20 protein-coding genes and 1 other RNA gene are annotated in these 20,091 nt (G+C 32.5%); 8 read left to right on the forward strand and 13 right to left on the reverse strand.

Translation table 11 applies throughout. The features are described from left to right. Window positions 1-50: 50 nt before the first annotated feature. Together JC605_RS11115 and JC605_RS11120 are read right to left on the reverse strand one after the other, a co-directional pair. Window positions 51-2,168: a TonB-dependent receptor domain-containing protein gene (locus tag JC605_RS11115; protein ID WP_198856258.1), complete on the reverse strand. Its 2,118-nt coding sequence runs from the start codon at window positions 2,166-2,168 to the stop codon at window positions 51-53. A gap of 35 nt (window positions 2,169-2,203) precedes the next feature. Continuing rightward, window positions 2,204-3,091: a hypothetical protein gene (locus JC605_RS11120; RefSeq protein ID WP_198856259.1), complete on the reverse strand. Its 888-nt coding sequence runs from the start codon at window positions 3,089-3,091 to the stop codon at window positions 2,204-2,206. Window positions 3,092-3,228: 137 nt separating this feature from the next. Between JC605_RS11120 and JC605_RS11125 the strand changes: the two genes are divergently transcribed. Continuing rightward, window positions 3,229-4,587, forward strand: a complete 1,359-nt coding sequence (locus JC605_RS11125; protein WP_198856260.1) for a sensor histidine kinase KdpD — start codon at window positions 3,229-3,231, stop codon at window positions 4,585-4,587. Between the two features lie 10 nt (window positions 4,588-4,597). Continuing rightward, window positions 4,598-5,287, forward strand: coding sequence for a response regulator transcription factor (locus JC605_RS11130; RefSeq protein ID WP_198856261.1), 690 nt, complete (start codon window positions 4,598-4,600; stop codon window positions 5,285-5,287). 32 nt (window positions 5,288-5,319) lie between these two features. Here the strand turns inward: JC605_RS11130 and JC605_RS11135 are convergent, their stop codons facing one another. Beyond that, window positions 5,320-5,871, reverse strand: coding sequence for a hypothetical protein (locus tag JC605_RS11135; protein WP_198856262.1), 552 nt, complete (start codon window positions 5,869-5,871; stop codon window positions 5,320-5,322). A 194-nt stretch (window positions 5,872-6,065) separates the two neighbouring features. On the opposite strand from JC605_RS11135, the gene JC605_RS11140 reads away from it, so the two are divergent. Next, entirely contained in the window at window positions 6,066-6,260 is a 195-nt protein-coding gene (locus JC605_RS11140) for a hypothetical protein (protein ID WP_111377225.1), read from the forward strand. 90 nt (window positions 6,261-6,350) lie between these two features. Here the strand turns inward: JC605_RS11140 and JC605_RS11145 are convergent, their stop codons facing one another. Further along, entirely contained in the window at window positions 6,351-7,598 is a 1,248-nt protein-coding gene (locus JC605_RS11145; RefSeq protein ID WP_198856263.1) for a cation:dicarboxylate symporter family transporter, read from the reverse strand. Between the two features lie 31 nt (window positions 7,599-7,629). Then, window positions 7,630-7,963, reverse strand: an RNA gene (rnpB, locus tag JC605_RS11150) — RNase P RNA component class A. 124 nt (window positions 7,964-8,087) lie between these two features. On the opposite strand from rnpB, the gene JC605_RS11155 reads away from it, so the two are divergent. Next, window positions 8,088-8,381 carry a hypothetical protein gene (locus JC605_RS11155; protein WP_198856264.1) on the forward strand — a complete coding sequence of 98 codons (294 nt, stop codon included), beginning with the start codon at window positions 8,088-8,090 and terminating at the stop codon, window positions 8,379-8,381. A gap of 125 nt (window positions 8,382-8,506) precedes the next feature. On the opposite strand, the gene JC605_RS11160 is transcribed toward JC605_RS11155, so the two are convergent. Together JC605_RS11160 and JC605_RS11165 are read right to left on the reverse strand one after the other, a co-directional pair. Beyond that, entirely contained in the window at window positions 8,507-8,878 is a 372-nt protein-coding gene (locus JC605_RS11160; RefSeq protein ID WP_198856265.1) for a LysM peptidoglycan-binding domain-containing protein, read from the reverse strand. Window positions 8,879-8,885: 7 nt separating this feature from the next. After that, on the reverse strand, window positions 8,886-9,362 hold the full coding sequence (locus JC605_RS11165; RefSeq protein ID WP_198856266.1) for a BON domain-containing protein: 477 nt from the start codon (window positions 9,360-9,362) through the stop codon (window positions 8,886-8,888). A gap of 341 nt (window positions 9,363-9,703) precedes the next feature. Here JC605_RS11165 and dnaX point away from each other — a divergent pair, with 341 nt between their 5' ends. Both dnaX and JC605_RS11175 read left to right on the forward strand, forming a co-directional pair. Then, complete coding sequence (gene dnaX / locus JC605_RS11170; RefSeq protein WP_066034110.1) at window positions 9,704-10,789, forward strand: DNA polymerase III subunit gamma/tau; 1,086 nt, start codon at window positions 9,704-9,706, stop codon at window positions 10,787-10,789. Window positions 10,790-11,043: 254 nt separating this feature from the next. Further along, window positions 11,044-11,460 (forward strand): DNA polymerase III subunit gamma/tau, encoded by a 417-nt coding sequence (locus JC605_RS11175; protein ID WP_198856267.1) that lies wholly within the window; start codon window positions 11,044-11,046, stop codon window positions 11,458-11,460. A gap of 40 nt (window positions 11,461-11,500) precedes the next feature. Here JC605_RS11175 and JC605_RS11180 read toward each other — a convergent pair whose 3' ends face one another. The 6 genes from JC605_RS11180 to JC605_RS11205 are packed head-to-tail and all read right to left on the reverse strand — an operon-like array spanning window position 11,501 to window position 16,792. Beyond that, complete coding sequence (locus tag JC605_RS11180; RefSeq protein ID WP_198856268.1) at window positions 11,501-12,079, reverse strand: NAD(P)H-dependent oxidoreductase; 579 nt, start codon at window positions 12,077-12,079, stop codon at window positions 11,501-11,503. Between the two features lie 55 nt (window positions 12,080-12,134). Further along, a complete protein-coding gene (locus tag JC605_RS11185; protein WP_198856269.1) occupies window positions 12,135-12,695 on the reverse strand; it encodes a Crp/Fnr family transcriptional regulator in 561 nt (186 codons plus the stop codon). Window positions 12,696-12,698: 3 nt separating this feature from the next. Next, on the reverse strand, window positions 12,699-13,280 hold the full coding sequence (locus JC605_RS11190; protein ID WP_198856270.1) for a TMEM175 family protein: 582 nt from the start codon (window positions 13,278-13,280) through the stop codon (window positions 12,699-12,701). Window positions 13,281-13,297: 17 nt separating this feature from the next. After that, the gene (locus tag JC605_RS11195) at window positions 13,298-14,188 is read right to left on the reverse strand and encodes a Ppx/GppA phosphatase family protein (protein WP_125723695.1); all 891 of its coding nucleotides are present in this window, start codon (window positions 14,186-14,188) and stop codon (window positions 13,298-13,300) included. A 34-nt stretch (window positions 14,189-14,222) separates the two neighbouring features. Beyond that, window positions 14,223-16,301 (reverse strand): polyphosphate kinase 1, encoded by a 2,079-nt coding sequence (gene ppk1 / locus JC605_RS11200; protein ID WP_198856271.1) that lies wholly within the window; start codon window positions 16,299-16,301, stop codon window positions 14,223-14,225. 5 nt (window positions 16,302-16,306) lie between these two features. Next, window positions 16,307-16,792 carry a histidine phosphatase family protein gene (locus JC605_RS11205; protein WP_198856272.1) on the reverse strand — a complete coding sequence of 162 codons (486 nt, stop codon included), beginning with the start codon at window positions 16,790-16,792 and terminating at the stop codon, window positions 16,307-16,309. A gap of 498 nt (window positions 16,793-17,290) precedes the next feature. Between JC605_RS11205 and JC605_RS11210 the strand changes: the two genes are divergently transcribed. Beyond that, on the forward strand, window positions 17,291-17,902 hold the full coding sequence (locus tag JC605_RS11210; RefSeq protein WP_198856273.1) for an Fn3-like domain-containing protein: 612 nt from the start codon (window positions 17,291-17,293) through the stop codon (window positions 17,900-17,902). 54 nt (window positions 17,903-17,956) lie between these two features. Continuing rightward, window positions 17,957-20,091: SprB repeat-containing protein (locus JC605_RS11215; protein ID WP_198856274.1), on the forward strand; the 2,135-nt coding region annotated here is incomplete at its 3' end.

Here is a 20,091-nt window from a genome sequence, read left to right on the forward strand (position 1 = left end):
ATCTTTCTAAAACATAAAAAAATCCCTTGAGAATCAAGGGATTTTTTATTTTATCTTATTCTATTTTCGCTTTCATTTACGCTCTTTTGCTTAAATTCAGAATCTTTTACTTTCCCGAAAGAATAACGAACAGCAATAGAAATTTCGTTTGCATCACCCAAATATCGCACTTTTGAACTAATAGCGTTGATCGTAAATTTTTCGGTATAAATCATATTTTTAAACAGATCATTATAACTCAAAACACAATTCCAGTTTTTTCCAAGTTTCTTTGCCAAAGAAAGATCAAAAATCAGCATCGCGCCACGCTCAAAAACGCCTTCTTTTTGTTTGGTAGATCCCCAAAAAGAAAGAACAAATGTGAAATCTTTTGGGAGGTTAAAAGTATTATTGGAATAATAATACAAATACGTCTTGGAAGAATTGAACAAAGCTAAATCATCTTCAATTTTATTGGTTGCAAAAATTAAAGAATTGGTGTTTTCCCAAAATTTATATTTAAAGGGCAATGTAAACTCAATATTATAACCCGATTCTTTTTTAAAGTTTTTCGATGTAAAAGTCATCACATTTGTCTCTTTATCAAATACAAAATCTTGGTAAATAGGATTTTTATTTTCATAAATAGTCAGCTTTACCGATTTGTCATGATATTGAAAAGTAGCTGAAAGCACATCCATAAATGTTGGCCCTAAATTGATATTGTTTCCATAAATAAAATATGGATTTATGTAGGCTGCAATCATACTTAGCGAAGAATAATTAGGTCTAGAAATACTTTTAGAATAATCCACATTTATACTTTTTACACTGTCTAGCGAAAATGAAAATTGCGCTTTCGGAAAAAGATTAGTGTAATTCTTATCTACCAAATTACTACTTTCATTACTATACTTTCCGATTACATTGGTATTTTCAACTCTTAGTCCTACTGAAAAATTGACTTTTTTAATCTTTCCTGAAAGCTGAGAATACGCTGCAGAATTTGCTTCTTTAAAATAATACTCAAAAGTTGTACTTTGATTATTTTCATAGTCGAAAACATCATAATCCGATTTGGATTTGGCAGCCAAATAAAGTGCGCCATACTCCCAATTCAAATCGTTTTTAAACTTTTTCTCCAAATCGATTCTTCCAGAAAGAACATCAACATTAAATTTCTGATCGCGATTTTGCGAAAATTCAAAAGCAGTGTCATTAAAATTATTTTGCACTAAACTTAATAAATGCTGATTGTAATTGGAGCCTTGAAAACCAATAAACATCTTGGTATCAATAGCCTTTATTTTCTTTGAATAATTGATGAACGAATTGATAAAATTCTTTGAACTCGAATTTTCGCTAAACGTAAGAATGTTGTTTATTTGATTTTGGTTTTGATTAAAAGTAAACGTATTAATGTCGAAAGTATCGTTTCGCATTTTACCGTTTATATTAACAGACAAATAATCGTCTTCGTTTATTTTATAAAACACACTTCCTCCAAAAACATATTGCTTTACATTAGAATTTGCCGTCACATCATAATTGGAAATTATTGAAGCCTTTGGCATCTCATATTCCAAACTATGATTTTCCCACGGATTTCGTCGATTGTAATTAAAATTAGCTTTCCATTCTATTTTATCTTTTTTAAAACTAGAATTAAAACCTAAATAATTATTGTAGTTTCTTTTAAATGAAGCTACTTCAGAAATTTCAGTTTTAAAACTGTCCTTTTTACTCCATTTTCTAGTAATCAAAATTACGGCACGACCTTCTGCCTCGTATTTAGAAGACGGATTTTTAATGATTTCTATTGTTTTAATATCGGCAACAGATAAAGCATTTAAATCGTTTATGGTTCCTTTTTGACCGTCAATATAAATCAGCGGATTTCCTTTTCCGACAATCGAAATGTTTTCTCGATCGCTGCTTATTTGAACCGATGGAAGTTTTGATAGCAAATCGATCGGATTTGGAATGGTACTGTAAACTGAATTGGCAACATCAACTTTTATATTTCCGTTTAAATTAGTAATCGTTTTTTTCTCCCGACTGATTACAACTTCATTTAATTGATTTGAAATCGAATCTTTAGTTGTTTCATTCTGAGCTTGAGCATTCGCAAAAAATGAAAGGCAAAAAAGTAAAATGCTAATAAGTAGTTTTAATGGCAGATAATTCATTATTGAATTTGATTTTAGGTTTAGAAATTCTTCAATTAGTTAAGAATCCATTTTATGAGATCTTCTCTTTCAACTAAATTCCAAGAATGCGGTTTTTTATTTCCTTTCGAATCAAATCCTCTGTTTGAAGTCTTTATAAATTCTATTTTTTTTGCTCCTAAATTCAATAATGAATCATATGCTTTTTCTAAATGAAAGGCATTCAATTCTTCATAAGTTCTATTTTTGTTAGTCAAATACCAATCTAAATCTGGTTCACAATAGAACCTAATTTTAATATCTTTTAAGTATTCTATATTTTCTTTTGAATTACAAGAAATCAAATATGGAGATGCTTTTTTATAAGGTTCAATATTTGTTCTCGGATTTCCAAGATCATTGTTTAACAGTTGTATTAAATAATTTCCTTCTTCAACCGCTTCTTCACTCACATTTTTTTTCACATCATCTTGTGCGCCAATATAAAGTCTTTCTAAATCTAAAGGAGAATCGACCACAAATAAACCTTTTGGCTGTATTGCATTTTTAGTTTGAATAAGGTAATTAGAAAGCAGAAGCGCCAAATTACCGCCGCTAGAAAAACCACCAATAAAAATGTTTTGTTTTGCTATTTTATTTCGATCAAAAATTGAATTGAGTGCCAACGAGTATTCTTTTTTTTCTGACTCTGATAAATAAAGCTTCATGTTGTAATTCAACAACAATGTGGTTATACCTTCGGCTTTTAAGTTTTTAAGAAATTTAGCTTCGTTTTTAGTATTTTCTATATTGCATGGAAAGCAGGGAAATAAAATTAAAACAGCCTTTTGTTTTGTAGCAATATTTAATTCATATTGCTTCTCTTTTATGATTTCAGTTGCGTGGCAATTCACTAAAAAAAAGAAAGCAAATAATCCTCCTACAAGTCTTTTTGTATGTATCATTTTATGAAATTTGATTTTATGTTGCTGCAAAAATGCTTTGAAAACATAGTTCTGAAAGTTAATCGTAGGTTAATGCAAGGTTAATCTGCTATTTGTTTCTTAAAAACTGTATTTTTGAGACATCATTTCAAACCAATATGAAGCAAAGAATCAATTTACTAATCGGGTTTTCTGTCGTAGCACTATTTGTGCTTATGACAGTTCAATGCTATTTGGTAAAGACCGCTTACGAGTATAAAGTAGCTCAGTTTCATACGCAGATTAAAAACGAAATTGGCGCAATTACCAATAATTACAGCTACATAGATTCGGCTTTGGTTTCTAGACAAGAGATGCTTTACAAAAGCCTTTCAGAAAAATACATGAAAGGAAAAAAAAGCAGACTAGATATTAAAAATGGCGTTTTGAATACTCCATTTCAAAACATAATCACTCAAAAAATCAAGCGAAAACTTGAGAAAGATTTACCCGATTTTAAAATTGATTTTGCCATTGTTCTAAACAAATTTATTCTTTACAAAAACGAACAAGAAACTGATACTATTTTTTCTGAAAAGCCTTTTATACAAAATAAATTGTATGGAAATTTGGCTTCATTAAATCATGCTTTTTTAGTAAGAAGTTATGTTGGAACAACAAATGGCACTTTTGAAAATGAGGAATATAAATTACTGACAGAAGATTCGATGTATGTTTCTGTAATTGATTGGGAAATGATTATTTTAAGAAGAATGACATTTATCCTGATTCTTTCTTTGTTCTCGATTGCAACATTAATTGGTTTGTTTGTAATTGCGATTAGAGCTTTAATTAAACAGAAAAAAGTAAGCGACGTTAAAACTGATTTCATCAATAATATTACGCACGAGCTAAAAACTCCATTGGCAACTTTAGGAATTTCGACAAAAATTTTAGCTCAGAAAAACATTCGTGACAACGATGAAAATTTCAATTCGATTGTAAATACCATTTCGCGCCAAAACAATCGCCTTCAGAATTTGATTGATCAGGTTATGGCAAATTCGTTGGCTGAAAACGAAATTGAATTACAGAAAGAAAAAATAGACGCTGAAGATTTTCTGCTTTCTATTGTAAATGACTTTAAAATTACTTTTCCAAAAATCACTCTTAAAACCAATTTTCAAACAGAGAAAACTATCTTGGTTTTAGATAAATTTCATTTGACAACTGCTTTTTTAAATGTTCTAGAAAATGCTGTAAAATATGGTTCTAACACGATTACAATGAAAACAAAAATTGTCGAAAAACAATTCTCAATCAGTTTTGAAGATGACGGAATTGGCATTGCCAAAAACAAACAAGCGTTTCTTTTTGAGAAATTTTATCGTGTAGAGCAAGGAAACCTTCACAATACAAAAGGCTTAGGTTTAGGATTGTATTATGTTGATCAAATTGTAAAAGCACATCAAGGTTCTGTAAACGTTATTAGCGATTTAGGCAAAGGAACTCAGTTTACTATTTTATTAAAAGTTTAATTCCCATATTTTGAAAAGATTACTCTTAGCCGAAGACGATTTTGACTTTGCGGCGATTTTAAAACAATATTTAGAACTGCATCAGTTTGAAGTAATTTGGGCAGAAAACGGCGAAATAGCTCTGGATTTTTTTAAAAATCAGCCCTTTGACATTTGTATTTTTGATGTAATGATGCCAAAAATGGACGGATTTTCATTGGCTGAAAAGATAATTACTATCAATCCTGAAATTCCATTTATTTTTTTAACAGCGAGAAAGCTAAAAGAAGATAAAATCATTGGTTTAAAACTTGGTGCAGACGACTACATCGCAAAACCTTTCGAAGTTGACGAACTGGTTCTTCGTTTACAGAATATCTTAAAAAGAATTGAACAGAAGAGAAGTTTAGACGGAAATAATATAATCGAAATTGGTTCTTATATTTTTGACAATGAACGTTTAACGCTTAACAATAAAAATCATGTTCAGCAGCTAACAGAAATGGAAGCTTCCCTTATTGAATATTTATATCTCAATCATAATCAGTTACTAAAAAGAGATCAAATTTTAATGTCGGTTTGGAAAAAAGACGATTATTTCTCAGGAAGAAGTATGGATGTTTTTATCAGTAGATTGAGAAAATATTTCAATTCAGATCCAAAAATTAAGATTGAAAGTGTTCGAAATATTGGCTTAGAATTCAAAATAGAAAAACCTTGATCTCTCAAGGTTTTTCTATTTTGAATTAAGATCTATTTTCCAATAACCCAGCCTAAACTGAAATTAGCAATCGGAGTAAATTCAGTTTTACATTTATCTACAAGTATTCCGCCGCCTATATTAAAATCCATATTAAATTTCCCTTTATAAGTACGTTGGAGTCCCCAAACTGGTCCGGCAGAAAAAGAAGGGATATATTCGTTAAACCATTTATTTGTCGAAATAGATTGAAAATCATAGTTTGCATGTAATGCTAAAAAGTTTCCAGAATTATTTGCTGTTCTTTTTCCTTTTTGTGCTCTTTTCTCTAAATTATAGTAATATCTAAATTGTTCTGTAATTCTTGGAATAAAATACCAAGTGGACTCATCGTATACACTATTGCTTCTATAACCAACAAGTAAACTTGCTTCTGAATAAAGCGTGTTCTTTGGAGAAAATGCATGTTCGTAAACAAATCCTGGAGACAATAGAAGATTAATCTTAAATTGATTTTTAGTTACAGAAACTGGCGCCTCCTCTTGGGCATTTGCAACATTAATTAAAAGAACGGAAAAAAATAAAAACAAGTAGTTTTTTGTCATGGTTAGTTATTAATTGGTTGCAGCAAAAATAGTATTAAAAGCATATTATCCTACTAAAAGCAAAATTATTTTCTTACAGATAAAAATAACATTTTATAACACTGCAAATCATGTAATTTTTCATAAACAATTGTATAACAACAATTAACTTATTGAAATTTAACTTTGTTAAAGAACTTTTAAATCTAACAATCATGAACCTAAAAAGATTTTTCGGCGGATTGCTTACAATCCTCGGAATTATAGGACTTATTTATACTGCGGTTATTTTTGCCGGCACTTCTGGAGAAACTAGAGATATAAAATCGCTTATTATTTATGGCATACTCGGAATCGTATTTTTTACATCGGGTATTAGCTTAGTGCGAACTACAAAAGACGAAAGTTAAAAAAAGGTACAAAGAGGAAAAGACTCAAAGATGCAAAGTTTTAAATCCTTTGTACCTTTGAGCCTCTCGACCTTTGAACCTAAAAAACAACTATTCTGAGACAGGATCCAGATTCAACTCTGTAAAATCTCTTTCTGTTTTAGATATTATTATGGTTGCGACTGTGTTTCCAATTAAATTGGTAATCGCTCTGGCTTCACTCATAAATTTGTCTACACCCAGCAAAAATGCCAAACCTTCAACTGGAATTTTATGTAAAGCGGTTAAAGTTGATGCTAAAACAATAAATCCGCTTCCTGTTACGCCCGCCGCGCCTTTCGAAGTAATCATCAAAATTCCGATAACGGTCATAATTTCGAAAAAGCTCAAATGAACATCATACAATTGTGCAATAAACAGTACCGACATTGAAAGATAAATCGAAGTTCCGTCGAGATTAAAAGAATATCCCGTCGGAATCACCAATCCTACAACCGATTTACTGCAGCCCATTCTTTCCAATTTTACCATAATACTTGGTAAAGCCGCTTCAGAAGATGAAGTTCCTAACACTAGTAAAAGTTCTTCTTTAATATATTTTAAAATAGAAAGAATATTTATTTTATAATATCTCAAGATACTTCCTAGAACAAAAAAGACAAAAAGTGCCATCGTCAAATAAACGCAAAGCATCAACTTTCCAAGCGGAATCAAAGTTGCTAAACCAAATTTACCAATAGTGTAAGCCATTCCGCCAAAAGCACCAATTGGAGCAAGATACATTACATATTTTAAGCAAAAGAAAACCACTTTTGAGAATCGTTCTAAAACCAAAATAGTTTGCTCCCTTTTTTGATAAAAATTCAAAGCAATTCCGCAAATAATAGCGGCAAGTAAAACCTGTAAAGTAAAATTGGATAAAAAGAATTGCAACCAAGAAAAATCCTTCGCTGCTCCATTTGTATATTGGCTTGCATCTCCAAATGTCAAACCCGATTTATCAATTTTTCCAGGTTTAAATATATAAGCAACAGCAACTCCAATTGCAAGAGCGACTGTAGAAACTACTTCAAAATAAGTTAAAGCTTTTACGCCAATTCGTCCCACTTTCTTTAGGTTTCCCATTCCTGAAATTCCCAAAACGATGGTCAAGAAAATAATCGGTCCAATAAAAAGAGAAATAAGCTGAATAAACTTCTTGCCCAGAAATTCCATTTTCACACCATTTGCAGGAGAAAAATGCCCCAACAAGATACCAGAAATAATGGCAATTAAAACCCAAAATGTAAGATTGGTTACAACAGTTCTAAAAAGGTTTTTTTTAGATTGCGAAGAAAGATTTGGAGTGGCAGTATTCATGAAAACGAGTTAGATAGTTTCACAAATATATAAAAAATGCAGACCTGTAAGCCGGATTCTGTTCTTGTCTTATTTTACAACAAAACAATACCTTATCATTTATCTAGATCCAGCATTACTACTGGATTCAATCTACCTACCCTTCGGCAACGAACGAGAAGCCCTTAAATGCCGATATACTTGGTATTTCACCGCATAGAGTTTACCTGGTTTCACTACAGCATTACCTGTACATACTTTCTGCTGCACTTGTCCTAATCCCGATAGCTATCGGGACCGACGGGCGTTACCCGCTATGCTTCTCTATGGTGTCCGGACTTTCCTCCCTCCCGATGAATCGAGACGACGATAAGGCGGTCTGCGCTGCAAAAGTAGCGATTTAAGAACTAACAATAATGGTTTTAAATTTCAGATTTTATGAATTTTATCATAACTTTTTAATTTTAAAATAGTTATCTTTAAAAATCTATAATTTAAATTCAGTTTATCATGAAAAGAATGTATCATTACGCAACTGTTTCAAAGGCTTTAGATCAATTGAATGAGAAAGGATTTACGTGCGATTTTAATCGAAATTCAGATGCGATTAAAAAAAATCCTGAGAAATTTGAAATTGTTCATGTGTATCGATACGAGGGTGAGTCAGACCCAGCGGATGAAGCAGTTGTATACGGAATTAAATCGACTTCGGGGAAAAAGGGAGTTTATGTCGCTGGTTTTTCAGCCGATTCAGATCAGGAAACAGCGAAGTTTTTATTTGATTTAAGTATTAGAGGACGTTAGAAAATCAAGTAAAAAAAAATGAGAACAAAAAAATATTAAATAATCTATGTCATTCCTAGAAACGGAATTTAAACCTTTCTAGGAATGGCATATAATAAGAGCTTATGTTTCTTTGCAATAAAAAATTAAATTGTCGGTATTTTCAATTTCCATCCTGGCTTAATTAAATCCGGATTCGAAATAATATCTTTATTCGCTTCAAAAATATCCTGCCAAGAAACTCCGTATGCTTTTCCAATCTTCGAAAGAGAATCTCCCGCTTCAACTGTATATTCTCTTGAAACGCCTTCTTCAACCTCGATATTCATAACCAAATCGGCCGATCTAAAATCAGGATCAATAGTATTATAAGCATTCCAAAGCTTTTCCTTATCTGCTGCAGATTTTGCTTTTCCGTCAATATAAAGCACATTATCCTGCTCTCTTACCTGCAAATTTTCGATTCCTAATTCGGATGCCAAATCTGTGACCTCTTTATATTTATCTTGTAAACTCATAACAACCTTATTTAATGATTAATTTATTGTCAACTTTCTTAGGATGCAATTCCTGAATACTTTGCATTAAAGGCTGCAATTTGTCTCTTTTAATTTCACCCGAAAGTGTAACAATACCGCCAACAACAGTTGCACTGACACCATCGTAAGCGTCTACAACTTTACTAACCGATTTGTCTAAATCAGTATCTGAATTAATTACAACAGTAGCTGCAGCAGGTTCCTGATTGGCTTGTTCTATTTCACAAGTATTAACTACAGATTTAACACCTTTGGTTGCTTTTACACTTTTTCCAATATTTTTTTTGAACATTTCATCATCACAAACACCTGTAATCGTAGCCACTCCTTCATGCACTACAACTTGAATATCTGGATCATTTAATTTTTCACTGATTGCTTTTTCAATATCGGCATCACTGGGTTTACAAGACACCAAAAAAACAGTGAAACTCATTCCTAATAAAATTGATCTAATTTTCATAATGATACGTTTTAATAATTAACTAATTAAAATTAAACAAATTAAATATCAACGAGTTATATGATACTGTTATGATATTTGTAAATTTTCCAGCAATTTAATTTTTATCAACTTCTAAAAATTATTCAAAAAAACACAAAAAGAAATTTCTGATAAAGAAAAAACAGCGACAAAACTTGAATCTTATGGCAGATATATCATCATTTCTTTGATTGTCAACATCGTATTATTAGCAAGTTTGATCTTTATTATTTTGAAGAAAAAGAATTTCGCCAAATAACTAAAATCGGTTTTAAACAACGAAACAAAAGTCATATATTTGCTATCCAATAAAAGAGAACATGGAACAATTTGTAGTATCGGCACGTAAATATCGCCCGCAGACCTTTAAGGATGTTGTGGGACAAAAGGCCATTACCAACACTTTGTTGAATGCCATTGAAACCAATCACTTAGCTTCTGCTCTTTTATTTACAGGACCACGTGGAGTTGGTAAAACTACATGTGCTCGTATTTTGGCTCGAAAAATAAACCAGCCTGGATATGATGATCCTACCGAAGATTTTGCATTTAACGTTTTTGAACTAGATGCTGCTTCAAACAACTCTGTAGATGATATTCGTAACCTTATCGATCAGGTTAGAATACCGCCACAAACAGGACAATACAAAGTATATATTATTGACGAGGTTCATATGTTGTCTTCGGCCGCTTTTAACGCTTTTCTTAAAACGTTAGAAGAACCGCCAAAACATGCTATTTTTATTTTGGCAACAACAGAAAAACATAAAATCCTTCCAACGATTTTATCCCGTTGCCAAATTTTTGATTTCAAAAGAATTACAGTAAAAGATGCTAAAGAACATTTAGCAGATGTTGCTGAAAGTCAAGGAATCGTTTTTGAAGACGATGCTTTACACATCATTGCTCAAAAAGCAGATGGTGCGATGCGTGATGCTTTGTCTATTTTTGACCGTGTAGTTTCATACTGTGGAACAAATTTAACACGTCAAGCCGTTACTGAAAACTTAAACGTTTTAGATTACGAGACTTATATTTCTATTACTGATTTACTTTTAGAAAATGAAATTCCAAAGCTTTTATTAGCTTACAATGACATTCTTGCTAAAGGTTTTGACGGACATCATTTTATTGCTGGTTTAGCTTCTCATTTTAGAGATTTGCTAGTAAGCAAAACGCCCTCAACTATTGCTTTATTAGAAGTTGGAGAACAAGCACAGCAAATGTATGCAGTTCAATCTCAAAAATGTTCTCAGGAGTTTTTATTAAAAGGAATTGACATTGCAAACGACTGCGATTTAAAATACAAATTAAGCCAGAATCAACGACTTTTAGTTGAATTATGCTTGATGCAATTAGCCTCTATCAACTTTGATGGAGAAAAAAAAAAGTTGAGCAATTCATAATTCCACCCGTTTACTTTAAAAACGGAGGCTATTCTATTGTTGAAGTCCAAAGTCCAAAGTCCAAAATAGAAAGTTCTGTAGCAACTGAGAATCAAACTTCTCCAGCTGTAACAGAAAACCAAACTTCTGTTTCTCAACCACAACAAGTTGCAGAAACTCCAAAAGTTCAGACTCCAGAAGCTCCAACAACAGAACCAAACGGTGCTCCTAAGGTTTCTGCTTTTTCTCTTGCTAGTATCCGCAAGAAAAAAGAAATGGAAGCCAGCGGCAAGACGTATGTTAAACCTACCACTGCTTATTTAACTGAAGAATTTAACGAAACCGATATGCGCCTACACTGGAACAAATATGCAGAACGTTTAGGACAAAAAGGCCTTAAGATTATGGAATCGATTCTATTGATTAGCGATCCTGTTCTGAATGGCACAACAATTTCTTATGAACTGCCAAATGAAGGTTCTAAATTGGATTTTGAGGGGCAGATGAATGGTTTATTAGGACATTTAAAAGGTCACTTACATAATCATGATATTACAATTGAAGTAATTGTAAACGAAGAGATTAAAGCAGTAAGAGCTCTTAACGATCAAGATCGATACAATCGTTTCTTAGAAATCAATCCAAATATAGAACTTTTGCGTACTACATTTGGATTGGATATAAATCTTTAATTTAAGGAGGTAATTTATTCTGATAATTTGGAACAAAATTTTATTTGTTCTTGAGTCCGAAAGTGTAAACTTTTGTAAGCCATTTTTTTCTTTGCTCTTGATTAGAACCTTTTACAATTCCAACATAACTTACTTTCACAGGTTTTATTCCGCAAAATTCCAAAGTCGATTTCTTTAACTGGTTAACGCTTGGTCTACCGTAAACCAATCTATAATACCAACTTGGCTGATCTAGAGTTGTAATGATATGAGCTGTTTTTCCCTTCAGTAATTTATCCCACCAAACAGAATTTTCATGGTATTGAAAAGCCATTCCTGGTAAAAATAATCGATCAATAAAACCTTTTGTTATCGCTGGAAGTCCACCCCACCAAACAGGATGAATCCAAACCAAATGATCGGCTTTTTTTATTTTCTCCCACGATTCTAATAAATCAGGTTCTAAATCCGTTCGTTTTTGGTAACCAAACTGAAGATTGGGATTGAAGTTTAAATTGGCAATCGTTATAATTTCTACTTGAGCGCCAGAAGTGATCGCTCCATTTTTATACGCTTCAGCAATTCCGAAATTAAAGCTTTCAGCATTTGGATGTCCGTTTATAACCAGTATTTTTTTCATATAAATATTTTTCCAAAAATACTATTCGTCCATTTTCTTTTGCTAGACAAATGTCCTATAAAACCGCTTTTCTAATTCGGCTTAAATGTCTTGGTGTAATTCCTAAGTAAGAAGCCAAATATTGCAATGGAATTAACTGAATGTATTTTTGATGATTCTGATACAATTCTCTGTAACGTTCTGCGCCTGACAACTTTTGAAAGGAAATCATTCTTTTATTCAGATTTACAAATTCTATTTCGGTCAATTTCCGTCCTGTTTCCTGCCAATTGAACCCTAATTTATATAGTTTTTCAAGAGCTTTTCTATTTAAGACTTGAAGCTTTGTATCGGTTAAAGCCTGAATATTTTCTTCTGCTTTTTCTTCTGTTATGAAACTCGCAAAAGACGCCATGAATTCATTTTCAAAAGCAAAACAATTGGTGATTTCGTCACCTTTATGATTAACAAAAAAGGAACGGAGAATTCCTTTTTCGATAAAAACTATTTCGTTGCAAATCTGATTTTCAGTCAATAAAAGATCTCCTTTTTTCAATGTTCGAAATGTAATCAAATCATCTAAATGACTTAATTCATCAGCAGAAAAATTCTGAATGGACTGAAAAACAGATTTCATAAATTATTCGTTAGAAGCAAAAACTCTCTCGATTCTTTTGTCTGGAATAAGCCACAACATTGCCACAATAAAATATGCAGCGCCAGAAATCCATTGATTATAAAATGCGGCAACAATTCCAATTACATATAAAACCAAAGAAATTTTACCTTTAAAATCTTTTTTAAGCACTTTTCTCAAAGCAGAATCATCACCTTCACTACACATAATCGTGTACTGCAATATTACATATGAAATTGCAGACAAAAATAGAATGGCACCATAAAGCGACATTGCTGCTTTCTCAAAATTATGTTCTCCCATCCAAGCGGTAGAAACAGGAATTAGTGAAAGCCAGAACAGAAAGTGCAGATTACTCCACAACACTTTTCCGTTTACTTTTGACAATCCATGCAATAAATAATGGTGATTATTCCAGTATATTCCAACATAGATAAAACTTAAAATATAACTTAAAAATTTAGGAATAAGCGGTTTTAAATCTTCAAACTGATGTCCTTCTGGCGCTTTGATTTCCAAAATCATAATGGTTATAATGATTGCCAAAACACCATCACTAAAAGCTTCTAGTCTACCTTTGTTCATTTAAAAAAATATAAATATTAAATTTTACCGTAATACATTGCTTTTACGATACCATCAGAAAGTCCGATTTTAGGAACATAAATCTGGCGTGCGCCGCTCCATTTCATTGCATTCAGGTAAATACGAGTTGCGTGGATAATTACGTCGGCACGATCAGAGTTTAGCCCCAATTCAGCAATTCTTTGTTCGTATGTCAACGAATTTAAGAAAGCATACTGTGAGTTAACATAAATGTACGAAAGTGGTTTTTCCTGTTGTTTGCCAGACATTTTAAACAACTTATTGATGTTTCCTCCAGAACCTATCAATGTTACTTCATCATAATCTGCCGTGTTGGTTTTAATCCATTTTTCGATTTCATCCCAAACAACATCATGCACCATATTATTCAACAAACGTACTGTTCCTGCTTTAAACGATCTTGAAGTAATCATTTTTCCGTCAGAGAACAAAGTAAACTCAGTACTTCCACCTCCAACATCAACAAAAAGATACGTTTCGTCAGATTTAATTAAATGATGCAAATCTGTTGAAGCAATAATTGCCGCTTCTTTTTTACCGTCAATAATTTCAATCTTTATGTCTGCTTTTTTCTTAATCAAAGCCACGACTTCTTTTGCATTATATGCTTCACGCATTGCAGAAGTTGCAAATGCCATATAACGCTCTACTTTATGTACTTTCATCAAAAGATTAAATGCTTTCATGGCATCAACCATTCGATCTATATTTTCTTGTGAAATTTCTCCAACCGTAAAGGCATCTTGCCCTAAACGAATTGGCACACGAACAAGGGAACTTTTATTAAACTGCGGTTCTTTTCCTTCTTGCTCCACAACGTTAGCGATCAAAAGCCTCATGGCATTCGAACCGATGTCTATCGCTGCAAACTTCCTAATGTTAATCATGCTCACTTTATGATTTGAAAATTGGTATTTATTATTAATTTACTTTTTGAGGAACCTCATCTAGTATTGCTACTTTATTTTGATAATACTTATAGGTCTCAAACTGTGCTCTAAATGGGGCATGATGATTTTTTGGCTTATATTTATTATCTAATTTATAAGAATGATACCTTACTTTTACATTTCCTTTCCAACCAATATTGAAGTTATCGATTAGTTCTTTTTTAATTTCAATATCATAAATCGGACATGTTACTTCTACCCTTGCATCTAGGTTTCTAGTCATAAAATCGGCAGATGAAATATAAACTTCGGTTAAACCGGCATTTCCAAAAATATATACTCTCGAATGTTCTAAGTAATTATCTACGATACTTATTGCTTCAATATTTTCGCTCATTCCAGGAATTCCAGGAATTAAAGAGCAAATTCCTCTTACTTGAAGCTGAATTTTTACTCCTGCATTGCTTGCTTCGTATAATTTATCAATCATTTTAAAATCAGATAAACTATTCATTTTTAATTTTATGTGCGTTTTTCTGCCTGCAAGCGCATGAAGAATTTCGCGATCAATCAGTTTTATAAATTTGGTTCTTGTATAATGAGGCGATACGATTAAATGCTTATATCGATGTACTCTGTAATTGATATCAAAAAACTCAAATATTTTTGAAGTGTCTTTTAAAATTCCCTGATGACAGGTTAAAAGCGTTACGTCTGTATAGATTTTAGCAGTCGACTCGTTGAAGTTTCCTGTAGAAATAAATCCATAACGACGATTTTTACCTTCTTCCAATCTTTCTATTACACATATTTTACTATGTACTTTAAGACCTTTCATTCCAAAAATAAGTTCAATTCCTTCCATTTGCATTTGTTCTGCATACGAAATATTTGAAGCTTCATCAAAACGGGCTTGAAGTTCGATTTGTACCACTACTCTTTTACCATTTTTAGCAGCATTTATTAAAGAGCTAATTACTTGCGAGTTTTTAGCTAAACGATATAAAGTTATTTTGATACTTGTTACTTTAGGGTCTAAAGCCGCTTCTCGCAAAAATTTGGTTAAATAAGAAAAAGATTGATAGGGCGCGTGAACTAAATAGTCTTTTTTGCTGATTTTTTCTAAAATACTGCCTTCTAAGCTTAAACCAGGAACCGGCATAGGCTCATTTGGCTTATACAATAAATCGTAACGTCCTAAATTTGGAAAACTCATATAATCGCGGCGATTATGATATCTTCCTCCAGGAATTATACTATCTGTTTCTACAATTTTCATTTTATCTAAGAAAAATTGCAGCGTATCATCTTCAATTAAATTATCGTAAATAAAACGAACAGGTTCTCCTATACGACGGTCTTTTACAGATGTAGCGATTTTTTCAAGCATACTTTTACTCAAATCACTGTCAATGTCCAATTGTGCGTCACGTGTAATTTTAATCATGTGAGCAGAAACACTCTTATAATCGAATATATTAAAGATGTTTTTCAGCTTGAAACGAATGACATCATCAATTAAAATAACATATTGTTTTTCGTCTTCAGACGGAAGAACGACAAATCTGTTAATATTTTTTGGAATTTCGATTAAGGCATAACGAACCTCGTCATTAGCTAATTCTAAACGAACTGCCAAATAACCTAACGTATCTTTTAAAATTGGAAAAACTGCTAAATCATTTAAGATAATCGTTACCAGTTCTGGACTTAATTTTTGAGTATAAAAGTCTTTTAAGAAACACTCTTGTTTTGGCGTAATTTGCGTTTCGTTTATAATAAAAATATTCTCAGATTCGAGTTCGGCTTCAATATTACTAAGTATACGCAAACTTTCAGATTGCTGCTGAATTACAATTTCGGTAATATCTTTAATTAATTGGTGGGCAGAAATACCTCCTAAATATTTTTCGCCAGAAATACCCGAGAGGCTTAATCGCCGAATGGCTGCATATCGAACTCTAAAAAATTCGTCTAAATTGTTTGAAAAAATTCCAACAAAACGCAGTCTGTCTAAAAGTGGCACTGTACTATCTGCAGCTTCTTGAAGTACTCTTGCATTAAACGCTAACCAGCTTTTTTCTCTATCGATATATTTCTGTTCGTACACTGTTATTATTTTAAATCTTTGGGGAAAATAGTTTTATGTGTTTTGCCCTTATGGATAGTGTCCCAGCTTTCTGCATCAAATTGTAATGACACAAAGCCTGAAGTTGGAACATTTTCTATAAAAACATCCCCAAATTTATTAACAAAATTTGTAATAGCCTCGTTATGTCCGAAAAGAATAACGCTTTCAAAACTATTATCACACGATTTAATAACTTTTTCGAGTTGTTTATCGTCAAAAGTATATAACTCGTCTTTGTAAACAATGCTTTCTATAGGGTATGAAATATTTTGGGCAAAAATCAATGCTGTTTCTGAAGCCCTCGCAGCAGTGCTACTCCAAATAATATACGTTTTAGGAAGATACTCTGAAATATTTAATGAAACGTCGTGCGCGTCTAAAATTCCTCTTTTCATTAAAGGACGATCAAAATCTTTTAGTGGTGCTTCCCAGCTAGATTTGGCATGACGAATTAATATGAGATTTTTCATAAGCTGCATAATTTAAAAACCTGTTTTACAGGATATTTTTTTAATTAAGTTCTAATTTACAAAAGATATTTTAAACCTTTTCTTTTTTTTATTTCTGTTAACATTCTTATTAAATTTTAACAAGAATACATTATTCTCAATACATTAACATTAACATAAAATAGAAACGTAAATTTTTATTTTTTATGTAATTCATCTAAGAAATTAGTATTTAGTCGATATTATACATTTTTTTAAAATTTTAACTAAATACTTGATTATTAATTATTTACAACATTAAAAACAAACCTATTTTCATCAAAAGAGCAAAAAAATGTACGAAAAAATTCTACTTTTTTGAGTTAAAAAAAAGTGTTTTTGGGTCATTTTTTTCGAAAAAAGTAACACTTCAACGAGTTTTTTGGTTAGTTACAGATAAAAAAATAATATTAGAAAAACTCTAATATAACTTTGATTCTGTTAAAATTTCATAAATACTTTAAAATAAAATCTTAAGTTATGAAAACTAAATCTACTCTTGAAAAAGCGGTGAAATTTGTAAGCAATTGTAAGATTATTTTTTCGCAAAGAAAAAACATCTTTCAAAAGAACTTTTTTACGCTGCTACTCTGCTTGATTACAACGGTTTTATTTGCACAGTCTGGTTCGTGTGGTTCGGAAATCACTATTGATGGATCAAATGAGCAAAAATTTACAGGTGCAGAAACTTCCTTTGTGCTTCAAATTAAAAATACTGGAAACGCAACAGATACTTATCAATTATCTGCGGATAATTTTTCAGACTTCAATGAAAATCCAGATGGAAGCTCTTCAAAAAGCAATGTTTTATTCACTAATAGACTGGAAAACAAAACCATTACTCTTGCTCCAGGAGAAAGCAAAGAATTTTACATAAAGCTTAATCCAAGAGATCTTAGTCAGCTTGATCAATGGAACGGGACTAAAATCATTGCAACATCTTCTACTTGTCCTCAAAGCATAAGCCAAACTATTGTTTACACCTATGTCCCTCCAAAAAAAACAAAAGGGGTTGGGTTTAACGACTTCATCTTAGATTTTAAAAAGATCGCAGCTTCTAAAACACTTTATGCTTTAAACTACCAAATGTAGTAGTCATTCGTTTTACTCGTAGTTCTAATTACAGCAATATTAAAAATATTTAATATGAAAAACTTTACATTTAAGATCAATTTACAAATTCTTTTAAGCCTTGTATTGAGCACTTTATGCATCAATATTTATGCTGGCGAAGGTTCTAAACAAACAACTCCAGATGTTAATCATAGAGCTTCTCTTTGCATAAATAATGATGAATACGGAAATTTTGCTCGATATGGTTCAACCAATGAACAAAGGCTTTACATTAGAATTCAAAATCCAAATAGCGAAAAGGTGTACTTAGGTTTTACTAGAGCCAGAAGAACTGCACCAGATAACAGCAACGAAATAGATTCTAAGTTCAGAATTATGAAACCTGACGGTACGGTTGCTTTTGCTAGTTATAATTTGACCAGTCTTACAGCAAACATAACAGGTACTGAAGCTCAACGCCTTTCAAGAGCCCAAAATGGTCCGAATGGAGTCGATGGAGTTACTACTGCTGGTTATGTTCCTATTGTATTTGATCCAACAGGTATGCCTGCTGGTGATTATTGGATTGAATTTGAAAGCAACAGTTCAAACTACTCTGAACTTTATTATAATTATTATGATATAACTGTAGCTAACAACAGTACTAAAAATTCAATTCCAGGTCGTCTTTATTCAAAACGTTGGGCTTTTGCCATGAACAATGTTACCACCGATTTTACAGGAGCTTTCTATGTTTTTGCTCCCGACAATGGCTCTACAACTGGAGCTACTACTCAAAATGGTTTTGTTAATAAAATCAATTTCAATGGTGCAGGTTTTAGACCATGGTATTTCAATGTTGCTTTTAACAATACAGGTCCGGGAAATTCAGGAAATGCTGCAAATGATCAAAAAAGCGTTTACAATGCTTCTGATGCCACAAAAATGAGTCCGAAGTATGAGGTTTTCTTAAACGATCCTGATATTAATGTCTGGAAAAACGGAACTTACAACGGCAACATAGTCATTAACGGAATCACCAATTGTGGTATTGGAGAAAGCAATATCAATATAAGCGTTTTTAAAAGCGGAACAATTGAAATACTTCTTGATTTTAATGGCGGAGACGGAATTTATACTCCAGGAACCAAAGATGTCTTGACAACTCAAACTGTTACTGCATCAGGCGCTCCTCCTTATGCCGTAAGTGTTCCTTGGAACGGAAAAGATGGTTTAGGAAACACGATCGCACAAGGAACAAATATACCTATTGTCGTTACATTTGGGCAGGCTGCATTCCATTTCCCAATATATGATGTAGAAGAAAATCAATATGGTTTTTCATGCACAACTGTAAGACCAGCAGCTCCATCAGGATACGTTTTAAAGTTTTACTGGGATGACAGCGCCATTACTTATACTGGCGGTACTTTTGATGCCAAAGTAAACCTAACAGGTTGTACACCTAACAGTACTCCTCCTAGTAATTGCCACAGATGGAATGGTTTTAATTCTAACAATAATGGTTCTCCACAATATGGTAATTTAAATACGATAAATACTTGGTGGTATGCCAATCGAGATTTTGTAACATCAACTATTGTTTTACCTCCATTTTACACGGTTGCATTAGATACAAAATCTAATGTAAAATGTTTTGGAGGCAATGATGGTACTATTCAGATAAAAGCTACCAACGGAACCGCTCCATATACGTATTACATAAACGGCGGTACGACTCCAAATACTTTACAAAATTTAACAGCAGGAACTTATGACATTAAAGTTGTTGATGCAAATGGTTGTTCTGCAAATGTTAATGGTGTTGTAATTACACAACCTTTAGCAGCTCTCGCTTTGGCAGCTTCTTCTAAAACAGATGCCTCTTGCTTTGGTGCCAGCACTGGAAGCGTAACGGCAGGAACTGTGACAAACGCGATTGGAACTGTAACCTACTCTTGGAAAAATAGTGTAAATGTGGTGGTAGGAACTACTGCAACTGTTTCAAATCTTCCGGCGGGAACTTATACGGTGACCGTTACAGACACCTGCTCTTCACAATCCAATTCTGTTACAATAGGTCAGCCTGCGGCGGCTTTAGCTTTAGGCGCATCTTCTAAAACTGATGCTTCTTGTTTTGGAAAAAGCACTGGTTCTGTAACAGCTGGAACCGTGACAAACGCGATTGGAACGGTAAACTACTCTTGGAAAAACAGTGCAAATGTGGT

It is taken from the genome of Flavobacterium sp. IB48 (assembly GCF_016405855.1).
GTDB lineage: Bacteria > Bacteroidota > Bacteroidia > Flavobacteriales > Flavobacteriaceae > Flavobacterium > Flavobacterium ginsengisoli.